20 protein-coding genes are annotated in these 21,289 nt (G+C 32.7%); 13 read left to right on the top strand and 7 right to left on the bottom strand.

From position 1 onward, the window contains the following. Nucleotides 1-27: 27 nt before the first annotated feature. On the bottom strand, nt 28-225 hold the full coding sequence (locus QO182_RS03490) for a hypothetical protein (RefSeq protein WP_371541596.1): 198 nt from the start codon (nt 223-225) through the stop codon (nt 28-30). A gap of 154 nt (nt 226-379) precedes the next feature. After that, nucleotides 380-1,045 (bottom strand): tRNA (5-methylaminomethyl-2-thiouridine)(34)-methyltransferase MnmD, encoded by a 666-nt coding sequence (gene mnmD / locus QO182_RS03495; protein WP_371559932.1) that lies wholly within the window; start codon nt 1,043-1,045, stop codon nt 380-382. 305 nt (nt 1,046-1,350) lie between these two features. Between mnmD and QO182_RS03500 the strand changes: the two genes are divergently transcribed. Then, entirely contained in the window at nt 1,351-2,418 is a 1,068-nt protein-coding gene (locus QO182_RS03500; RefSeq protein WP_371559933.1) for a branched-chain amino acid aminotransferase, read from the top strand. A 157-nt stretch (nt 2,419-2,575) separates the two neighbouring features. Here the strand turns inward: QO182_RS03500 and QO182_RS03505 are convergent, their stop codons facing one another. After that, nucleotides 2,576-2,962: a hypothetical protein gene (locus QO182_RS03505; protein WP_371541604.1), complete on the bottom strand. Its 387-nt coding sequence runs from the start codon at nt 2,960-2,962 to the stop codon at nt 2,576-2,578. Nucleotides 2,963-3,043: 81 nt separating this feature from the next. On the opposite strand from QO182_RS03505, the gene QO182_RS03510 reads away from it, so the two are divergent. After that, complete coding sequence (locus QO182_RS03510; protein ID WP_339921057.1) at nt 3,044-3,232, top strand: hypothetical protein; 189 nt, start codon at nt 3,044-3,046, stop codon at nt 3,230-3,232. A 67-nt stretch (nt 3,233-3,299) separates the two neighbouring features. Here QO182_RS03510 and QO182_RS03515 read toward each other — a convergent pair whose 3' ends face one another. Then, entirely contained in the window at nt 3,300-5,336 is a 2,037-nt protein-coding gene (locus tag QO182_RS03515) for a dihydrofolate reductase (RefSeq protein WP_371559934.1), read from the bottom strand. 325 nt (nt 5,337-5,661) lie between these two features. Between QO182_RS03515 and QO182_RS03520 the strand changes: the two genes are divergently transcribed. The 4 genes from QO182_RS03520 (at nt 5,662) to QO182_RS03535 (ending at nt 8,403) form a co-directional block, all read left to right on the top strand. Next, nucleotides 5,662-6,855: an SRPBCC family protein gene (locus tag QO182_RS03520; RefSeq protein ID WP_371559935.1), complete on the top strand. Its 1,194-nt coding sequence runs from the start codon at nt 5,662-5,664 to the stop codon at nt 6,853-6,855. A gap of 64 nt (nt 6,856-6,919) precedes the next feature. After that, nucleotides 6,920-7,462 carry an RNA polymerase sigma factor gene (locus QO182_RS03525; protein WP_371541613.1) on the top strand — a complete coding sequence of 181 codons (543 nt, stop codon included), beginning with the start codon at nt 6,920-6,922 and terminating at the stop codon, nt 7,460-7,462. 33 nt (nt 7,463-7,495) lie between these two features. Continuing rightward, entirely contained in the window at nt 7,496-7,915 is a 420-nt protein-coding gene (locus QO182_RS03530; RefSeq protein WP_371559936.1) for a hypothetical protein, read from the top strand. Nucleotides 7,916-7,950: 35 nt separating this feature from the next. Beyond that, the gene (locus tag QO182_RS03535; protein WP_371541618.1) at nt 7,951-8,403 is read left to right on the top strand and encodes a sensor of ECF-type sigma factor; all 453 of its coding nucleotides are present in this window, start codon (nt 7,951-7,953) and stop codon (nt 8,401-8,403) included. A gap of 60 nt (nt 8,404-8,463) precedes the next feature. Here QO182_RS03535 and QO182_RS03540 read toward each other — a convergent pair whose 3' ends face one another. Further along, nucleotides 8,464-9,528, bottom strand: coding sequence for an oxidoreductase (locus QO182_RS03540; protein ID WP_371559937.1), 1,065 nt, complete (start codon nt 9,526-9,528; stop codon nt 8,464-8,466). Nucleotides 9,529-9,645: 117 nt separating this feature from the next. On the opposite strand from QO182_RS03540, the gene QO182_RS03545 reads away from it, so the two are divergent. From QO182_RS03545 to QO182_RS03555, 3 genes are all read left to right on the top strand, one after another. Further along, complete coding sequence (locus QO182_RS03545; RefSeq protein WP_371559938.1) at nt 9,646-10,956, top strand: hypothetical protein; 1,311 nt, start codon at nt 9,646-9,648, stop codon at nt 10,954-10,956. A gap of 125 nt (nt 10,957-11,081) precedes the next feature. Further along, entirely contained in the window at nt 11,082-13,043 is a 1,962-nt protein-coding gene (locus QO182_RS03550; protein ID WP_371541629.1) for a KUP/HAK/KT family potassium transporter, read from the top strand. A 138-nt stretch (nt 13,044-13,181) separates the two neighbouring features. Continuing rightward, a complete protein-coding gene (locus tag QO182_RS03555; RefSeq protein WP_371541632.1) occupies nt 13,182-14,468 on the top strand; it encodes an RsmB/NOP family class I SAM-dependent RNA methyltransferase in 1,287 nt (428 codons plus the stop codon). A gap of 167 nt (nt 14,469-14,635) precedes the next feature. Here QO182_RS03555 and rho read toward each other — a convergent pair whose 3' ends face one another. Then, nucleotides 14,636-16,384 (bottom strand): transcription termination factor Rho, encoded by a 1,749-nt coding sequence (rho, locus tag QO182_RS03560; protein ID WP_371559939.1) that lies wholly within the window; start codon nt 16,382-16,384, stop codon nt 14,636-14,638. 182 nt (nt 16,385-16,566) lie between these two features. On the opposite strand from rho, the gene QO182_RS03565 reads away from it, so the two are divergent. The 3 genes from QO182_RS03565 to QO182_RS03575 all read left to right on the top strand — a co-directional run bounded on the left by QO182_RS03565 (nt 16,567) and on the right by QO182_RS03575 (nt 19,582). Beyond that, complete coding sequence (locus QO182_RS03565) at nt 16,567-16,980, top strand: DUF4293 domain-containing protein (RefSeq protein WP_371541637.1); 414 nt, start codon at nt 16,567-16,569, stop codon at nt 16,978-16,980. A gap of 149 nt (nt 16,981-17,129) precedes the next feature. Beyond that, nucleotides 17,130-17,789, top strand: coding sequence for a response regulator (locus QO182_RS03570; protein ID WP_371559940.1), 660 nt, complete (start codon nt 17,130-17,132; stop codon nt 17,787-17,789). Between the two features lie 98 nt (nt 17,790-17,887). Then, on the top strand, nt 17,888-19,582 hold the full coding sequence (locus QO182_RS03575; protein WP_371559941.1) for a sensor histidine kinase: 1,695 nt from the start codon (nt 17,888-17,890) through the stop codon (nt 19,580-19,582). Here the strand turns inward: QO182_RS03575 and QO182_RS03580 are convergent, their stop codons facing one another. Further along, nucleotides 19,583-20,086 carry a metallophosphoesterase gene (locus QO182_RS03580; RefSeq protein WP_371559942.1) on the bottom strand — a complete coding sequence of 168 codons (504 nt, stop codon included), beginning with the start codon at nt 20,084-20,086 and terminating at the stop codon, nt 19,583-19,585. Nucleotides 20,087-20,398: 312 nt separating this feature from the next. On the opposite strand from QO182_RS03580, the gene truA reads away from it, so the two are divergent. After that, entirely contained in the window at nt 20,399-21,133 is a 735-nt protein-coding gene (gene truA, locus QO182_RS03585) for a tRNA pseudouridine(38-40) synthase TruA (RefSeq protein WP_371559943.1), read from the top strand. Nucleotides 21,134-21,289: the final 156 nt, after the last annotated feature.

The following is a 21,289-nucleotide window of genomic DNA, read 5'->3' on the forward strand; positions in this document are numbered from 1 at the left end:
AGAACCTTAATAGGTTCTTTTTTTTTATCATAGGTTTACTCTTAATACACATTGCTGTAATTCTGGTTTTTCGATTATAAAATTAAATAACCATTCTCGTAATTGTTCCATCTCATAGGGCAACAATGCTTTGATAGCTTTTTCTAACTCTTTGCAAAAAAGTATCGGATCGAAACTCACTCTTTCTAATATTGATTTTGTGTAATCAAACATAATTTTAGACATAATAAATTAAGAATTTATGGTTAAATTAAGGTTTTTATCTTATTGTAAAAATACATTTTTTAAATTGATAGTTTGTAAATTTAACGTGTAATTATGAATATTATTTCAACATCCTCTAACTATAATCAAAATAAAATTTCAATTCAGTATAAAGTTAAACTATCTTACTTGCACGGAACATCTCTCTTTTACCTGGAGGACCTGCTAGTTTCTCTACCGTAAAACCTACTTCAATCATAGATCTTTTCACTACACCTCTTGCCGCATAAGTGACTAATACCCCATTGTCTTTAAGGGCATCAAACATTTTTTTGAATATGGCAGTACTCCATAATTCTGGTTGCACTCGATAACCAAAAGCATCAAAATAAATCAAATCAAATCGATTCAAATCATCAATTTCTTCAAATAGCTGTTTCCTCTTGGTGAGTGAAAAGTTTTCCCCAAAAATCTCTTTCTCTTGCCAATTGCATTGGTGCATTTGTTCAAAAACACTTTTATCATCATCTGCATTCAATTCTTCGACATAATTCATAGAAACTAATTCCTCTGCTGATATGGGATAAGCTTCTACTCCTACATAATCAATTGATTGATTCATTTTTTTTCCTTGCAAAAAAGTAATAAATGCATTCAGTCCGGTGCCAAAACCTATTTCTAAAATCGAAATTTGTTTATTTTGAAATAATGATAGTCCATTTTTTATAAAAACATGTTGCGCTTCCTGTATTGCACCATGTTTGGAATGATAGCATTCATCCCATTCCTTAATTTGTATGGTAGTAGAACCATCAAGCGTCTGTATAATTTCTCTTTTCAAAATACTATTTATGAAGGCATTATTAATTTTGTGTTTTTTGTACTTGGTCAAATTTAATAAAATCTGTTATAGTTCGCCTAAAAAACCCGATTTATTGTAAATTCTACAGAAAATTTAAGCTTTTTCGTTGATTTTGATAAATGTAAATAAATCACAATTAAAAGCTATAATTAATGACATTTTCATAAGAATTTCATTGATTTTTATTTAATTTTGCTTGAATTAAAGTTTAATTTGCATAAAAACTATATTCTAAGCAATTACATACATTGTATCCAATATTAAAATAACAATAAAATAATATTATGAGCACAACTCACACTGACAAAATTGACATCATAAAAGCAGCTACTACAAAAATTAATGAAGTAGATTTTGATAACCTAAGCTTTGGATCGGTATTCACCGATCATTTACTTGAATGTGACTATATAAATGGCGAATGGCAAAAACCAGTCATTAAGCCTTATGCTCCATTTTTACTAGACCCTTCTACTAGAGTTTTTCATTATGGTCAAGCTATTTTTGAAGGAATGAAAGCGTATAAAGATGAAAGTGATGACGTTTGGCTTTTTAGACCTGATGAAAACTACAAACGATTTAATAATTCGGCGGTAAGAATGGCTATGCCAGAAGTACCTGAGGATGTTTTTATGGATGGTTTAAACGAATTACTAAAGTTAGATCAAGCTTGGATAAAAAAAGGAAAAGGAAACTCATTGTATATTAGACCATTTATGATAGCGACTGGAGAGGGAGTTATTGCAAACCCATCTAATGATTATAAGTTTATGGTTATTTTATCTCCTGCAAAATCGTACTATTCTGGAGAAGTAAAAGTATTAATCGCAGAGCATTTCAGTAGAGCCGCAAATGGTGGAATTGGAGCTGCAAAAGCCGCAGGTAACTATGCTGCTCAATTTTACCCAACTAGCTTAGCAAATGCAGCTGGTTTTCAGCAGGTAATTTGGACTGATGATGCAACACACACAAAACTGGAAGAAGCAGGTACAATGAATGTGTTTTTCAGAATAAATGATACTTTATTTACTGCTCCTACAAGTGAGAGAATCCTTGATGGTATTACTAGAAAGAGTCTTATTGACATGGCTAAAAAAGATGGTATTACTGTTGAAGTTCGTCCTGTTCTAGTTTCAGAACTTGTTGAAGCATCTAAAAATGGTACTTTAAAAGAAATATTTGGTGCAGGTACTGCAGCGGTGGTTAATCCGATTATAGGATTCTCTTACCAAGATGTTTATTATGAATTGCCAAAAATCGAAAATTCATATGCAGTACAACTAAAAGATAAATTAACAAACATACAACACAAACTAGCCGAAGATACATTTGGTTGGACTGTAAAAGTATAGATTTTTTAGTCCCCGCTTTTAGCGGTTACTACCTTAAACAAAAAAGCGATTTCCAAATTTGGAAATCGCTTTTTTATATTCTTATTTTAAGTGTATTGAAACAGTCTTTCTATAATACGTAAAATCCACTTACAGCAAAAGGGTAAATTCACGCTTCTTACTCGCCCAATATTTTAGAAAAATCGGGTTTGAAGTAATTAGGACCTTTCATTACCTTACCGTCCTCACGGTATATAGGATTTCCTAACTCATCTAACTTACTCATATTACTACGTTGAATTTCATCAAAAACAGCTTCTATTTTATGTTGCAGTCCATGTTCAATTATAGTTCCACAAAGGATATACATCATATCGCCTAGGGCATCAGCTATTTCTACTAAATCATTATTTTGAACAGCCTCAAGATATTCTTCGTTTTCTTCTTTCATCAAATGATACCTTAGCGTGTTCTTACTCCCTCCTAAACTAGCGATTGGAGTTTCACTATGCCCAATTTTAAATGCGGTATGAAATTCTTTGACTGAGTCGATTTGCTTTTGCATAATTTTATTTGATTAAATGAAACCGCAAATTAGCAACTAATCCTAAACAATTGATTAAATTTGCCGAAAATAATCTACACTATGTTTAGCCAAGGACAATTGATATTTGCAGTCTGCTTTTTTGTTGCTTTTGTTATTGCAATGATTTTTGCTTATCGAAAAGATATAAAAATTCACAAAGAATTTTACAAAGGAAATTACAAAATATTAATAGGCTTCCTCGTTTTTATCGGGATTCTATTTGTGATAAAAGTTTATTTCAAACGTTAATCACTTTCTCAAACAAAAAATGCCCGCTTCTCAGCGGGCATTTTTATATTCTTTCAATTCTAATTTACTAGTTCACAAGCGGTAAAAAGCTAAAGTCTTTAGAATAATTCAACATTTGTTCTGCAAACGTTTTTGGTTGTTTTACATCAATAGAAATAATATTTCCTTTTGAATCTAAATTAGGAACCAAAACTGGGTTAACAAAACCGCTGTAAGGAGCCGAAGGGAATTTTTTATTACGTTCTAATACTTCTGCATGAATCTTTTGATCCACTTTTACACCGTAATTTTCCACTAAAGCCTTACCAGCATTGTAATCCCCTTCCGATTTTATACGTTGTACTTCACGTAACAATTGTCCGAACAAATCATGTAACTTCTCATAATTAGTGATATTGAAATACGTTTTTCCATCGCGACTGATCTTTTCAATCACATTGTCTTTCTTGCCTTTTTCGAATGCCCAAGCGCTAACCCATTGACGATTCCTCATGTGAGACTCTTCGATATCAGCCCCAAGATCTAAGCGTACTAATTGAGTCATTAAACCATTTCTAATGTAACTGTCATAAGATTCCATTCCGGTTTTTTTCCAATCGTCAACTAAACCTAATTCTTGAATTTTAGGATTATACAAATAAAATAAACCCACTAAGTCAGCTCTTCCCTCTTCCAGAGTTGAGGCATAACTTTTCAATGTTTCTCTAGGAGTTCCTACACCAGGATTAATTTGGCCTGAAGCATGTCCTACCACTTCATGTAAAGCAGTATGCAACTTATCCCCTATTTCCCCATATTTTTTGGCTAACTCAATCTCTTCTTCATCATTAGCAAATTCTTCTAACTTTCCTTTCCCGGCAGCTTTAGAATAAGCATCAATAATATTACCTAAAGAAACTGATTTAGAGCCATGCTCCGCACGAATCCAGTCGGCATTTGGAAGATTCACCCCAATTGGTGTGCTTGGTGATGCATCTCCAGATTCTCCAGCAACAATTACTGTTTTATAAGAAACACCTACTACATTTTTCTTCTTATGTTGTTCCATTAATGGAGAGTTATCTTCAAACCATTGTGCGTTTTTAGAGACCTTTTCCATTTTTTTGGACATATCAAAATCCTTAATTTGCACTATCCCCTCATATGAACCTCTATAACCTAATGGATCGTTATATACTTCAATGAATCCATTGATATAGTCAATGTTCCCTTCTGTAGCAGACAACCATGCAATATTGTAGTCGTCCCAAGTTTTTAAACTTCCTGTTTGGTAGTACTTGATCAATAACCCTAAAGCATCACCTTGGTTTTTATTTTCAGCAACACTTTTTGCTTTTTCCAACCAAAAAATAATCTTTTTGATTGCATTACCATACATACCGTCAGACTTCCAAACTTTTTCTTCTAATTGCCCTTTTGAGTTACGAACTAATTTAGAGTTTAGCCCATAAGAATACGGTTTAGTAGGATCTGGATTCACTTTTTTAGCATAAAAATCTTCCGCTTCTTTTAACGAAATTCCTTTTTCATAAAAATTAATTGCTGAACCTTCCAATAGTCCTTTCGATTCATCGAGATTAACTCTTTTAGAATCTACATCATTAAAAATAACTGCAACGACAGCAGGCTCTAATTCAGTTTTAGTGGCTTTCATCACAACCTCAAAATAATCTTTTGAAAAATCAGGTTTGATTTTATCACTTGAATAATGGTGATGAATTCCATTTGAAAACCAAACTCTTTTAAGATAAATCTCAAAATTTCCCCAGTCTTCAGTCGTTTTATCACCCTTGTAATTTTGATAAATATGCTCTAATGCAGTTCTAATCTTTAGATTGCTCTTATAATGTTGATCCCACATAATATCGCGCCCCGAAGTTCCAGCCTGTGTAAGGTAATAAACTAGTTTCTGCTCTTTTAAAGTAAGATCCTCCCATCCAGGAATTTGATATCGTAATACTTTAATGTCGGCAAACTGTTCCACAAGATAATCAAAAGTCTCATTCTGTGCTGTTTTTACTGCCGCTGTCTCCACCTTTCGTGAAGTACAAGCAACAGAAACTGCTAGAGTTATAAAAACAACTGCGGTTTTAAATAATTTCATTATTATTGATTTTTAGAAGTTTAATAAATTATAATTCCTCAAATATACATATTCTTTAAATAAAATATAAAAATCAGTACTTATAATGCTTCTAATACCAAACAGGAAAATAGGACATTTTAAGAACTATTTCCATAAATTCTTATTCTAGTAGTACTATTGCACTAAGAATCATTTAGATATAATAATGCCTTTACAATTATAAAATAACTGCAGAGAAAAAGTCCTTCTACACTAATAGAACAGCTTTTTTATCTTTTTTTTATGATTCGTCTTACATATAAATAAAAATTCTAACTTTACAACTGAAAACAATTAATCTATTATGCGGATTTTAAAATATATTTTTCTTTTACTATTACTTAGTATAGTAGCTTTGTCCATTTTTATTGCCACTCAAAAAGGCAATTTTACTATCGAAAGAAGCAAAGTTATCAATTCACCAAAATCAGCTGTGTTTAACTACGTGAATGATTACAGAAATTGGGCTGACTTTGGTTCTTGGACAACAGAAGATCCTGAAATAAAAATACAATATCCCGCAACAACTGTTGGTAAAGGAGCATCCTATTCTTGGGAAGGGAAAGATGGAAACGGTGAAATGCGTACTCTATTTGTTAAAGAAAATGACAGCATCTCTCAAAAAATGAATTTGAACGAAACAACTTCATCCGTTTTTTGGAGCTTTAAAGATACAGTTGGTGGCACAAAGGTTACATGGAAAACTACTGGAGAGATGAGTTTTCTTTTTAAAGTCTACACTGCTTTAAATGGTGGAGTTGACAAGGTTATTGGAACAATGTATGAAAAAAGTTTAGCAAATTTAGATAAGGCTCTTGATTATGAAATAAATACCTTTTCGGTAAAAGTAAACGGACTAGTAAAAAAACCTCAAATCTTTTACTTAGGTCAAACTTTTACAAGCGAGCTATCTAAAATCAATAAGAACACTAAGATAGTCATTCCTACTATTGTTGCTTTCTGTGAGCAAAATGATATTCCTATCAACGGAAAGCCATTTGTAATCTATCATACCTACGATACTGCAAAAGGATTAGCAAAAATTTCAATCTGTGTACCTATAAATAAGGAAATATTCATTAGCGCAGGAAGTGATATCGTTTCTGGAAAACTGGAAGCTTCTGAAGGTGTAAAAACAAGTTTAACAGGAGACTATTCACATATCAAAGACGGATATGAAAAGGCACTGACATTTCTTAATAAAAACCAACTGACTCAAGATCCGCTAATTTCACATATAGAGATCTATGCGACTGGTAAAAACGAAGTAAAAGACCCTTCTAAATGGGTTACTGAAGTTTACATTCCAATAGTACCGAAAATTATACCGGTAAAAACATACCCTAAGACTCCGGTCAAAACAACCGCTGTCTCACCAGAAGTTATACCAGCAAGTCCAATTGCTCCCGCAAAAATCATTAAGCCTGCAGCAAAACCTGCTGAGCAAAAAAAACTACCTGCACAAAAAGCGACGGAGGAAAAACCTTCTGAATTTTAATTTATTTTCAATTTAAGATTAAACCTATTTCATAAATTCCTATCTAACTATATAAAATACAACTTTGGAGGAAGAAGAGGAATTTATACAACAGTTATTGGCCCCAAAAACGCAGAATGAGGCGTTTCAAAAACTCTTGTTAACCTATCAAAAACCATTGTACAACCACATTCGGAACATCATTTTAAATCATGATGACACCGATGATGTGTTGCAAAATACTTTTATTAAAGTCTTTCAAAATTTAAAAAATTTTAAAGGAGAAAGTAAATTGTTTTCTTGGATGTACCGCATTGCCACAAACGAAGCCCTCAGTTTTTTAAGTCAAAAAGCTAAAAAAGGAGGAATCTCATCTGAAACATTGCAAAATAAAACTATCGACAATCTTAAATCCGATAGCTATTTTGATGGAAATGAAATCCAAATCAAATTACAAAAAGCAATTGTTACTCTTCCAGAAAAACAGCAGTTGGTTTTTAAAATGAAATATTTTGAAGAGTTAAAATATGAAGAAATCTCAGAGATATTAGGCACTTCAGTGGGTGCATTGAAAGCTTCCTACCATCATGCCGTAAAAAAAATAGAAGCATTTGTTACCTCAAATTAAACCTTTTGTCTAAAATTAAGTCCTATATACGTTATGAAAGCATTTAAATTAGAAAACGAGCCGAAAATAGAGTCTGGATTTAAAACTCCAGAGCATTACTTTGAAAATTTTTCAGAACAGCTAATGCATAAATTACCAAAAAAAGAAACAAAGATAATTTCTCTTTTTCAAAAAAATAAAAAGATTCTTATGATGGTTGCCGCTGTTTTAGTTATAGCATTACTTGTACCGGTATTTTACACTAGTACTGTAAACGTAAATAACAATGAAATAGACACAGCTACTTTAGAAAATTATCTAAGTTACCAATCCAATATAAATCAATATGATCTTATTAACGATTTGGAGGTTGATGAAATTGATAATATCCATACAAACGTCGCTTTAGAAGATGCGACTATTGAAGACATCTTGGTCAGTAACGCTAATTTAGAGCATCTTATAATAGAATAAATCTTGTGAAAAAGTATAATATAAAATTAGAAAAAATGAACATCAAAAAAATCATCCCGATACTTTTGCTATTGACTTCCTTTAGTTTCTATGCACAAACTGGCGGAATTAAAGATAAAAAAGATCAAATTAAAGCATTAAAAGCGGCTTTTTTAACCACTGAATTAGACCTAACAACGCGTGAAGCCCAAAAATTCTGGCCTATCTACAATACATATGATGATAAACAGTTTGAGATAAGATATCAAAAAATGAGTGCCTTAAAAACCCGAATGAATGATAGTGCCTTAGATGAAATGAGTGAAAAAGAGGCAATTGCCTTTCTTGCAGAAATGGAAAGTGCTGATGAGGAATTATTTTTATTACGTAAAAAATTAAATAAGAGCCTTAAAGAAGTTATCCCTGCAGTAAAAATTATAAAACTTAGAAAATCTGAAGAAGGTTTCAACAGAAAATTATTGCACCAATATAGAAGTTCAAGAAAATAATTTCTATCAATTAAAAAAAACTATACCCCTATTCCATGTCTTCTCGCATAGAGTAGGGTTTTATTTTTGAAAACGAATCCGAATCATTTTATTTTTACCGGCAGCAATTGCGGTATGATTGTTTATAAATCGAATAGTAAACAAACTCGGATCAGAAGCCAGTTGTTTCCATGTATTCCCGCTATCATAGGAGTAATAAATTCCTGATGCACCCACACTAACTAATGATTTTCCATTACTATGCGGAATATATTGCACACAAGAGGCATACCCAAAACCTTGGTTTTCTGCTACGAGTTCCCATGTTTTACCTCCATCGATAGTTCTAGCTTTGTTTTGAAAATTCTGATTCGGAGCTTCATAATCACCTCCGGCTATAAATCCTCTATTGGCATCATAAAAATCGGCAGTAAAAATTCCCGCCATAGCCTTTCCTTGTACGATTGGAGAATCATATACTTTCCAACTATTTCCCTTATTACCTGAATAGAATACTCTGGCTTTTTTACCACCAGAAACAATCCAGGTTTTATTTCCCTTTATAACTATATTTGTATTGCTGGCAGCAAAAGCAGCCTCACCATCAACAATTTGGGGCAATTGATCTGCAGGGATTTTACTCCATGTATTTCCTCCATCTCTTGTAGTGATAATCGAAAGAGCATTATCTATTGGATCCCCCATTGCAATTCCTTCATTTTTATTCCAAAATTTCATACTGTCGTAAAAAACCTTTGGATTATTTTCCTGATATACTAAAGTCGTTTTTAAACCCGTCTTAGAAGCTTTATAAAGCAAAGCTGGATTAGCAACACTCAATAAAAATATGTTTTTTGTTGTTTGAGCAATGCTTCTAAATTCTAATTTTAAAGTATCCTTCGTTATTTTGCTTTCTATTTTTTCGTTGATAACCAAATCATAAAAACCAAATCTTGAATTATTCGCTCCGTACCATATCTTATTCCCATCAACGCTAATTGCTCTGATACTGATATTATCTTGAAAAAGCGTGTCTATACTTACTGTTTTAAAAACGGTCTTATCAGGACTTAAATCTTTATATCCTGCAGTTTTACACGAAGTTAAAAAAGTAACAGCTAGTACAATCAAAAAAACATTTCTCATTTCAATCCTTTTATTTAAAGCTAATTTACGATTTAATGTAGTAATACGAAACGCTTTTAAAATTTATTGGCACAGTAATTGGATATTCTACTATTGTTAAACATAAATACACTTACTATGAAAACTAAACTACTATTATTAAGCCTACTCACATCTGTTTTTATAGTGCAAGCACAAGATAGAAATAGGATCAGTACAATGAACAATGAAATTAGCGATAATTTAGACTTGAGAGCCGTTGCTGATATTTTTGGAGATTCAAGAGATCTTCAAGAATTTGAAAGACAACTAAATGACCCATCACTTCAAATATCAAATTTAGATTTAAACAACGATGACGAAGTAGATTATTTACGGGTTATAGAAACCGTCGATAATAGAACCCATGTTGTTATAATACAATCTGTTCTTGATCGTGATGTTTACCAAGACGTCGCAACAATCGAAATAGAAAAAGATAGATACAATACCGTTCATCTACAAGTTGTAGGTAATGAATACATGTATGGGCCAAACTATATTTACGAACCTGTATATTACAGAACACCGGTTATTTATGCTTCTTTCTGGTCATATAATTATAGACCTTATGTTTCAAACTGGTATTGGAATTCCTACCCCTCATATTACTATGCTTGGAACCCGTTCCCAGTATTCAGATATAGAAATAACATCCAAGTTAGCTTGAATATTAACAATAACTATAATTACGTCAACAACAGACGAAGCAATCAAGCAGTAGTACTTTACAATTCAAGACGCTCAAATGGGTATGAAAGACAGCATCCTAATAATAATTTCTCAAGAAGAAACTCGAACGTTTCAAATCGTCATGAATTAGAACAAAGAAGAGATACTCGAAATGTAGCGTCCAGAAGCGAAGTAGGTTATTCTCAAAACAGAAATCAATCACCAAGAGCGACTGAATCTCGAAGAAATACAAATCAAAGAGACTATTCTCAAAACAGAGGTACTACTTCAAGAGAATCTACTCCGGAAAGATCAACAAATCAGAGAGATTATTCTCAAAACAGAAGTGCGACTTCAAGAGAAAATACCTCACAAAGAACTGGACCAGAAAGAGAAAATACGAAAAACAGATCAAATACTTCAAGAGAAAATGCCCCACAAAGAACTCAAACGCAGAGAGACAATTCTCAGAACAGAAATAATTCTTCTAGAGAATCTGCTACAGAAAGAACTAATGCGCAAAGAAGCGACACTCAAAACAGAGTTAATCAATCTAGAGAAAGTGCACCACAAAGAACTGAAACGCAAAGAGACTATTCTCAAAACAGAGCAAACACTTCTAGAGAAAGTACTCCACAAAGAACTCAAACTCAAAGAGGAGATTCTCAAAAGAGTGCTCCACAGCGAACCGAATCAAGAGGAGAAGGTTCTTCCCGAGGAGACAATAGACGATCTTAAAAACAGTGAAATAAAATGATTTTAAACACGCTCAACTGAGCGTGTTTTTTTTTTGTCTTTTTCTAAATAAACAGGCCTTTTATATTTAAAAAGAGTAAATTTGACACGTTTTTTAAAAGTACTACATGAGCGCATCGCATAAAAACCTACATTCCAAATTATCATTAGGCGGATTATTGATTACATTGGGAATAATATATGGTGACATTGGAACATCCCCACTATATGTAATGAAAGCCATTCTTGGCGAAAATATTATTGATGCCGATATTGTTTTAGGAGGAATTTCAGCAGTATTTTGGACTCTTACCTTACAGACTACCATAAAATATGTGATCATTACTTTAAGCGCAGATAACCACGGTGAAGGTGGAATCTTTGCTTTGTATGCCTTGGTAAAAAAAACAAAAATTAAGTGGTTAATCGTGCCCGCCATTATTGGTGGTAGCGCATTGCTTGCAGACGGTATAATCACCCCTCCTATTTCCGTTTCCTCTGCGGTGGAAGGAATTAAAACCTATTACCCTCAAATAAATACAATACCTATCGTTATAGGCATTTTGTTTGTGCTATTTAGCATCCAACAATTCGGGACAAAATTAGTCGGCAAGTTTTTTGCGCCCATGATGCTTATCTGGTTTAGTATGCTTGCTGTCCTTGGTTTAATACAAATCACAAAGCACCCTGAAGTTTTTAAAGCATTTAACCCCTATTACGCCTATCATTTATTATCGATACATCCCGACGGTTTTTTCGTTTTAGGTCTTGTATTCCTATGTACGACAGGTGCCGAAGCATTGTACTCTGACATGGGACACTGTGGAAGAAAAAATATTCGAATCAGTTGGATTTTTGTAAAAACTACTCTAGTGTTAAATTATTTTGGGCAAGGCGCCTATTTAATCCATCACGAAGGAGAAACTTTGACTAGCTTAGGAGGGCCAAATGGTAATCCGTTTTATCTGATTATGGCGGATTGGTTTCAACCTATAGGTATTGTAATCGCAACACTTGCTGCCGTTATAGCCTCTCAGGCGCTTATTAGCGGTTCATTTACATTAATAAATGAAGCAATGCGCTTAAATTTCTGGCCAAAAGCAAAAATAAAATACCCCACAGAACTTAAAGGGCAATTGTACATTCCATCTATAAACTGGTTGTTGTTTTTTGGGTGCGTTGGTATAGTTTTGCATTTTGAGGAATCTGCCAACATGGAACATGCTTACGGTCTGGCCATAATTCTATGCATGATAATGACTACTATTTTACTTAACTTTTATTTAATTATGAAAAGAGTAAAGTTATATTTTATTGTTCCTTTGATAACCGTTTATCTTTTGATTGAGTTCAGTTTTCTAGCGGCTAATATTACAAAATTTGCTGACGGAGGTTATGTTACATTGATTATTGCTTTAATGCTAATCTCAATAATGACCACTTGGTATCTAGCCAAAAAAATAAGTAAGAACTACACTAAAATAGTTAAGATTGCTGATTATCAAAAAGTCTTAATGGAGCTTAGCGCCGATTTATCAATTCCAAAATATGCGACACACTTAGTTTACATGACTAATGCTAACCGTGTTGATGAAATTGAGGAAAAAGTAATGTACTCTATTTTACAAAAAAGACCGAAAAGAGCCGATATATACTGGTTTGTACATGTTAACATTTTAAGCGAACCTTATAAAACAGAATATAAAGTAACTGAAATCCTTAAAGATGATTTGTACCGCGTAGATTTTAATCTAGGATTTAGAGAGCCTACTAAAATCAACTTAATGTTTAAGGAGGTAATTAAGGATATGGTTAAAAAAGGAGAAGTCGATATTACAAGTAGATATGAATCTTTGAATAAAAATAATATCATTGGTGACTTTAAATTTGTACTATCCGAAAAATTCCTTTCAAACGATAGTGACATGAGATGGGACGAAAAAATTGTAATGAATTCCTATTTCTTAATCAAAAAACTAAGCTTATCAGAAGAAAGTGCCTTTGGACTTGATAGTAGCTCTGTCAAAATAGAGAAATTCCCGATGGTATTACATGCACCCGAAAACATAGGATTAACCCGAATTAAATAGTTCGGTTTACAATAAATTAAGAAAAACACTGTGTTATTGCAGTGTTTTTTTTTGATAATGAAAATATAAAACAACATTCATTATTTAAAATTTAAGTTTCGACCAATTAATAGTACCTTTGCACCTCAATTATTTAAAATGAGATTACACAGAAATTTAGTTTATACCACCATTGATTCCCTAAATGCAATATTTAACGAAGGGGAATATGCAGATAAAGTGGTTGCAAGAGCCTTAAAGAAAGACAAACGTTGGGGAAGCTCTGATAGAAAATTTGTTGCCGAAACCATCTACGAAGTAGTACGATGGAAAAGATTATATGCTGAAATTGCAGAGGTAAAGGCACCTTTCGATAGAGATAATATTTGGAGAATGTTTGCGGTATGGGCGGTTTTAAGAGGCTATCCTATTCCAGACTGGCGCCAATTAGAGGGAACTCCGGAAAGAAAAATAAAAGGACGCTTTGATGAATTATCAAAAGTAAGAGCATTAAAAGAATCTATTCCAGACTGGATGGATGAGATGGGCGTAAAAGAATTAGGAGAAAAGGTATGGGCTACAGAAATAACTGCTCAAAACCAACCCGCAAAAGTAGTTCTTAGAGTAAACACACTTAAAACTACCAAAGAGGTTTTAAGAGCGATCCTTATGGATTTAAACATCGAAACAGATTATTTAAAAAATCAGCCCGATGCTTTAGTTTTAAAAGAAAGAGCTAATGTCTTTATGACTGATGCTTTTAAACAAGGCTTTTTTGAAGTTCAAGATGCCAATTCACAACTAGTTGCTGCTTTTCTTGATGTTAAGCCAGGAATGCGCGTAGTGGATACTTGTGCAGGTGCAGGTGGTAAAACATTGCATATTGCAGCTTTGATGGAAAACAAAGGGCAGTTAATTGCTATGGATTTATACGAAAGTAAATTAAAGCAATTAAAAATAAGAGCTAAAAGAGACGGAGCATTCAACATTGAATATCGCATTATTGATACTACAAAAGTGATCAAGAAATTGCATCAGAAAGCAGATCGCGTTCTTATTGATGCGCCATGTAGTGGTTTAGGAGTTCTTAAAAGAAACCCTGATGCTAAATGGAAATTGCAGCCTGAGTTTATCGATAATATTCGCAAAATACAAGCAGAAGTTTTAGAAAGTTATTCTAAAATTGTAAAACCAGGTGGAAAATTAGTTTATGCTACTTGTTCTATATTACCTTCTGAAAATCAAGAGCAAGTTGCTCGTTTTTTAACAACAGATATCGGAAAAGAATTTAACTTTATTAAAGATCAAAAAATTCTAGCTGCTGAGTCTGGTTTTGATGGATTTTATATGGCGCTTCTAGAAAGAAAAGAAGAAGCAGTAAAACCAAAAGAAGCTAAAGAAGCAAAAAAAGATACTAAAGAAATAAAGGAAGAAGTAAAAGAATAACATTTACTTCCGCCTTAATACGACAAAAAATGCCTTCACTACGAAGGCATTTTTTTATTAACAGAATAATTATCTAAAATAAAAATCCACTAAATAGTAAATTACTATTTAGTGGATTTTATGTTTGAAAAATAAACTAATCTATTTTCTTAATTCTATACTCTGCCTTAATCGTTCATAGAGATTAAAAACTCTTCATTATTTTTAGTTTGTCTAAAACGATCGTTTATAAAACTCATGGCTTCGACAGGATTCATATCTGATAGGTATTTTCTCATGATCCACATTCTTTGTAATGTTTTTTGATCTAATAATAAATCATCACGTCTTGTACTAGAAGATGTCAAGTCAATTGCAGGGAAAATACGTTTATTAGCAATTTTTCTATCTAATTGTAATTCCATATTACCAGTACCTTTGAATTCTTCAAAGATCACTTCATCCATTTTAGATCCAGTTTCCGTCAATGCAGTTGCAATAATACTCAAAGACCCACCATTTTCCACATTACGAGCAGCTCCAAAGAATCGTTTTGGTTTTTGTAGCGCATTAGCATCTACTCCCCCACTCAATACTTTACCTGATGCCGGTTGAACCGTATTATATGCTCTAGCCAATCTCGTAATAGAATCTAGAAGAATCACTACATCATGCCCACATTCTACTAATCGCTTTGCCTTTTCAAGCACGATATTAGCAATTTTAACGTGTTCTTGAGGCTCTCTGTCAAAAGTAGAAGCAATCACTTCACCACGCACACTACGTTGCATATCTGTAACCTCTTCTGGACGTTCGTCAATCAATAAAACAATAAGATAAACTTCAGGATGGTTAGCAGCAATTGCGTTTGCAATTTCTTTCAGCAACATGGTTTTACCCGTTTTTGGCTGAGCGACAATCATACCACGCTGTCCTTTTCCTATAGGAGAAAACAAATCAATAATTCGAGTTGAAATTGTACTTTGTCTCGCCGCTAAATTAAATTTTTCTGAAGGAAAAACAGGTGTTAAATGTTCGAATGAAACTCTATCACGAACAACCTGCGGGTCATGTCCGTTTATTTTTAACACTTTTACTAAAGGGAAGAACTTCTCGCCTTCTTTAGGAGGACGCACCACACCTTTTACAGTATCTCCGGTTTTAAGTCCGAATAGTCTGATTTGAGAAGTTGATAAATAAATATCATCTGGTGAAGCGAGGTAATTATAATCTGAAGAGCGCAAGAAACCATAGCCATCAGGCATCATTTCAAGAACACCTTCACTTTCTATTATTCCATCAAATTCAAAATCAGAATCTCTAAAGTTACTTTTCTTACTTTTAAAATTCGGGTTTTGATTTTGTTTATTTAATTGATTTGGATTTACTTTTTTTGCAGGAGCAGCAACTTCTGGAACTTCAGTAGGTTCAGTAGGTTCAGTAGCGACAACCTCTTCCGTTTCTTTATTTAATTCTTTTGCCTCTTCTTTATCCTTTTTTAAAGCAACTTTCTTTTCGTATGCTGATTTATTAAACTTAATAATCTTACCTACTTTTTTTTCTGGCACTGAAGATTCTTTTACTGACTCAGCTTCATTAACAGCTTCTACTTGAGAAAGTACTTCTGCAGGAACATCTATAGTCGCCTGAAGATCTGTATCGACTGTAGCATCTTCTTTAGTAGTAGGAGTTATTTTTGCTTTTTGAATGGCCACTTTTTTAACAGGAACGATACGCGCTCTTTTAGGCTTATCGTCCTCCGCAATGGATTCTGATTTTAAATCTAAAGTTGGCTCAACTTTAGTCGTTTGATGTTCTAAAATGTGACCTATCAAGGTCTCTTTTTTAACACCGTTAAACTTTATGGTTTTAGCTGCTTTAGCTATAGCTTGAAGCTCAGAAAGCTTCATTTCTTTTAATGCAGAAATATCAAACATGAATGTTCTATTAGTTTAATTAATTTGGATAATACTAAAAAGATAGGTAGTAATTATTTATCTTGAACTGACCGCAGTATGAAGTGCTTACGGTACTGTTATGCAATAATACGAATAAAATTTAATGATACAATAGTATTTTAAAAAAAGAAAATATATTTTTGTACAACAAATTAAAAAAAATGATACAAAGAATTCAAACGATATATTTATTTCTTGCTTTTGTCGTGACAGGAATATTGCCTTTTTTATTTCCACTATGGACAATGAATGATGGAAGGGAATATTTTTTTGTGCAAAATCAGATTTATGTTATACTTTTGGGTTTAACCACGACACTTTCAATAGTGAGTGTTGTTTCCTATAAAAAAAGACAAAATCAATTTGTAATTGGCAGATTGAATATAATTTTAAATTTAATTTTATTGGGATTATTTGTATATCGTTCACTAAACATATCTGGAGAATCAGTTCTTGTTTCTGAGAAAGGTATTGGGATGTTTCTACCTATTGTCGCTATCGTATTATTAGTATTAGCTAATAAGGCCATCAAGAAGGATGAAGATCTTGTAAAATCTGTGGATAGATTGAGATAAACCCATAACATTAGTTTATTAGTGCGAAGAAAACCCGAATTAATTTTCGGGTTTTTTTGTGCTTATTAATGAGAATAACGCAACAAATAAAACTTTTTAAACATATTATTGTCGTTTTTTTTCATATTTTTGATCCATCTCTATATAATATGACAAATAAGATACGAATACACCTTGCAGATGATCATCAAGTACTAATAGACGGTATGCGTACACTATTAAATACGATTTCTAATTTTGAAGTAATCGGCTTTTCTCTAGATGGCAGCATGCTATATGATGATTTAACAAACAATAAAGCTGACATTCTTATTCTTGACATTAGCATGCCAAAAAAAGACGGCATACAGGTAATTAAAGAGTTTTCTAAAAAAGGATATCCTTGTAAAGTGATTATCCTATCTAGTTATGACGACTTAAAGATTATCCAAGAACTCATGAAATTAGGAGTAAGCGGTTATTTAACCAAACAATGTGCTGGAGAAAATATCGTAGAAGCGATACAAGCAGTTATAAATGGAGAAGAATATTTCTGCAATACTGTGAGAGAGAAAATATTTAACTCAGCAACCAAAGACAATTCAAAATTAAATAAGCAAAATCCAGTAGCAGATTCCATCTTGACTGGAAGAGAAGTTGAAATCATCACTTTGATTGCTCTAGAGCATAGCGGGAAAGAGATTAGTGAAAAATTATTTATTAGCACTAACACCGTTGAAACTCACCGTAAAAACATAATGAAGAAGCTAAAAGCAAAAAACACCATAAGCTTGGTCAAATTTGCTATTAAAAACAAATTGATTAAATGATAGATCGGTCTAAAAAAAAAACCTACACAATAATAAATCGTTCCTCATCATTCACTTTTAACAATGAATAGGACATACAAAATACTACCCTTCTATCTATGTTAAAAATCCGATTATTGTTTTTGTTATCACTTTTATGTCTTTCTTGTTCTCCTTTATTTTCTCAAAAAAAAATTCCATCAATAGAAGAAATTACAGCGCTAACAAATGAAGCTACCACGCTGATGCACGCTGGGAAATTTGAAAGATCTTTAATAAAATCAAGAAAAGCTTTAAAATTTGCCATCATTATTAAAGACGATAATAGTATCGCCACTTCTTATAATACTATTGCAGCAAATTTTGATGAACTGAGTGAATATGACAAAGCTTTTTTCTATTACCAAAAAGGACTCGTCTATGCAGACAAAACTAATAACAGTGAATTAAAAAATTGGCTTTACAACAACTTAGGAAACATCTATTGTTTTGATAAAAAAGAATACAAAAAAGGCATCTATTATTATAAAAAGTCACTTGATTATAGCGGAAAAATTGGCGATTCAGTCCAAATAGTTTTTACAAACCTGAATATTACGTGGGCCTATTTTGATATTGGAGATTTTAACTCAGGGGAATCACATCTAAAGTTGATTAATAAATACCATTCAAAATTTGGTGACGAATCAACAATTGTAGCCTTAAACATGCTGAATGGAATGTATTATGGTTACAAAAACGAAACTAAAAAAGCAACTACATTCTTTGAAAAAGCTCTTCTACTAGGCAATGAAGGGAATGAAAAATCAGACTTATCATTTGCACATCAAGAATATTCTAAGTTTTTATTAAAAAATGGTGACTTTGAAAAAGCATATCAGAATCTAGCATCTTACAATACAATCACGGCTTCCCTAAATTATGAAGAGAAGCTAAAAAAAATCAATGTTGCAGGAATAAATCTCGAATTAGATGAGTATAAAAGAGAGATCGATAATATCGAAATAAAATACAAAACGAAGCAAGAGTATCTGATAGAAAAACAGACCAAAAACAAACAAATAAGCATTATAATTATCTCTATACTGCTATTTGCAATTATTCTTTTCTACTTTTTCTTTCAAAACACAAAACTGAAACAAAAAAATAAACTCAACGACATCCAGAGTCAAATTCAGGAAAACATGATCACCGCATCCATCAACGGTCAAGAACTAGAACGAAAAAAAATAGCCAATTTTTTGCATGACAACATAAGTGCTTTGCTTTCATCGGCTGGCTTACATTTAAGCGTATTTACTTCTAAAAACAATATCGAGTCAGAAGAAATAGTAAAAACGAAAGCCATTTTAAAAGAAGCTCATGATAAGGTACGCGATTTATCACATGAACTTTTGCCTTCATTATTAGCGCGTTTCGGATTGTTCTATGCACTTAATGATTTGTGCGAGAAAAACTCAAATTCCAATATTCAGTTTGAATATTCTAGTACTATAGATGAAAAGACACCTTACAATGATGAATTTGAAATGAAAATGTACTTTATAATTACGGAGCTACTCAATAATATCAATAAACACAGTGGTGCAAACAACGCAACACTAAACTTACAAGAAATAAATAACACACTAATAATCCATGTATGGGACAATGGAAAAGGCTTTGACACCAATGAATACAATACCATTCAAGGTTTTGGACTAAATCAAATTCATGCCAGAATAAACAATATGAAAGGCGAAGTAGTTGTAGAGTCCACGCTAAACGCTGAAACGTCGATACATATAAAAGTACCTATTTTACATACTTTATAGTTATACCCTCTTTTCAATTTCAATAATTTCCAAGTCTTTTATTTTATCCCCCTCAATCACAAAACGTAGCATGGTGCGTACTTGATGAAACCCACTTTTCCCACAAGCACCTGGATTCATATGCAGCAAATTGTTTTTCTTGTCAAACATAACCTTCAGAATGTGTGAATGCCCACAAATAAATAATTTAGGAGGATTAGCTACCATCTCCGTTTTAATAGCAGGATTATATTTCCCCGGGTAACCACCAATATGTGTGATCCAAACATCTACCCCTTCACACATAAAACGATTGTGCAGCGGAAATTCCAAACGTGCTTTCGCATCATCAATATTTCCATAAACCGCCCGCAACGGCTTTAGTTTTTTCAACGTATCCGTTACAACTAAATCCCCAATATCTCCGGCATGCCAAACTTCGTCAGCCTGAGCAACATATTTCAATATCGTTTCGTCAATGTGACTGTGTGTATCAGAAAGCAAAAGAATTTTTTTACTCAACATTTTATGTTTTTTACAGGTGTTTGTGGAATTCGAAATTTATTTTTCTGGAGCTAATCCAGCTATCCGCTACTATCTTTTTATTTTTTGAAAGAAAAAAAATAAAAAGGATAACGCTTCTATCTGGGCTAGAAATTCCAGTAAAATTAGACATTCCTATTCCAAATAAAAAATAAGTTTCAACTCAAAAACATTCTGACTTTGCCTCTACTTGAAAAAAATTAAATAAGTATCTTTGCTTCTTTAAATATGTAAACACGATTTCCTTCGGCGCAATATGATTCTGAAGTACAGTAGGGAAATCTGAAAGATCAAATGAGGTATTTTATAAAATTAGCATATAACGGAACTCTTTACCACGGCTGGCAATACCAACCGAACGCCTCGTCAGTTCAAGAAACACTGAACAAGGCAGTTTCTACTATACTCAACTCAGAAATCAGTATTATGGGAGCTGGACGGACAGATACCGGAGTCCATGCAAAGGAAATGTATGCTCATTTTGATTTTGAAACCTCTTTTGATATTCCGAGTTTAATCCATAAACTCAATTCTTTTTTACCAAAAGATATCGCAGTTTATGATATTATTGCAGTTACAGATGAAGCCCATGCTCGTTTTGATGCCTTAAAGAGAACCTATGAATACCATATTAACACTTTTAAGGATCCATTCTTGCAAGAGCAAAGTTGGTACTTTCACCAAAAATTAGATGTTGAGTTGATGAATAAAGCAGCAGAAATATTGTTTAATCACATCGATTTTCAATGTTTTTCGAAGGTAAACACAGACGTAAACACCTTTGATTGTACGATTTTTGAAGCTAACTGGAAACAAAATAAGAACCAACTTGTATTTACGATTTCGGCCAATCGTTTTTTGAGAAATATGGTTCGTTCCATTGTGGGAACACTTGTAAATGTTGGGTTGCATAAGATTACAATTGATGATTTTAATACCATCATACTAAATAAAAATAGAGAAAAAGCTGGGTTTTCAGTACCGGCACATGGTTTGTATCTGACTGAAATAGAATACGATTATTTATAATATAAATGGAGTTGAAAAACCATTTGTAAATTAGGAACACTAAATACGCTAGCCCTGATAGCAATGAAAATCCTTAATATTTTTTCTTTAAAAACATTAAGATTGAAATGAATAGCAGGAATAGCTTCAAATAAAAACTGAAATAAATTCAGCTTA

This window comes from Flavobacterium sp. Arc2 (genome assembly GCF_041431385.1).
Lineage (GTDB): Bacteria > Bacteroidota > Bacteroidia > Flavobacteriales > Flavobacteriaceae > Flavobacterium.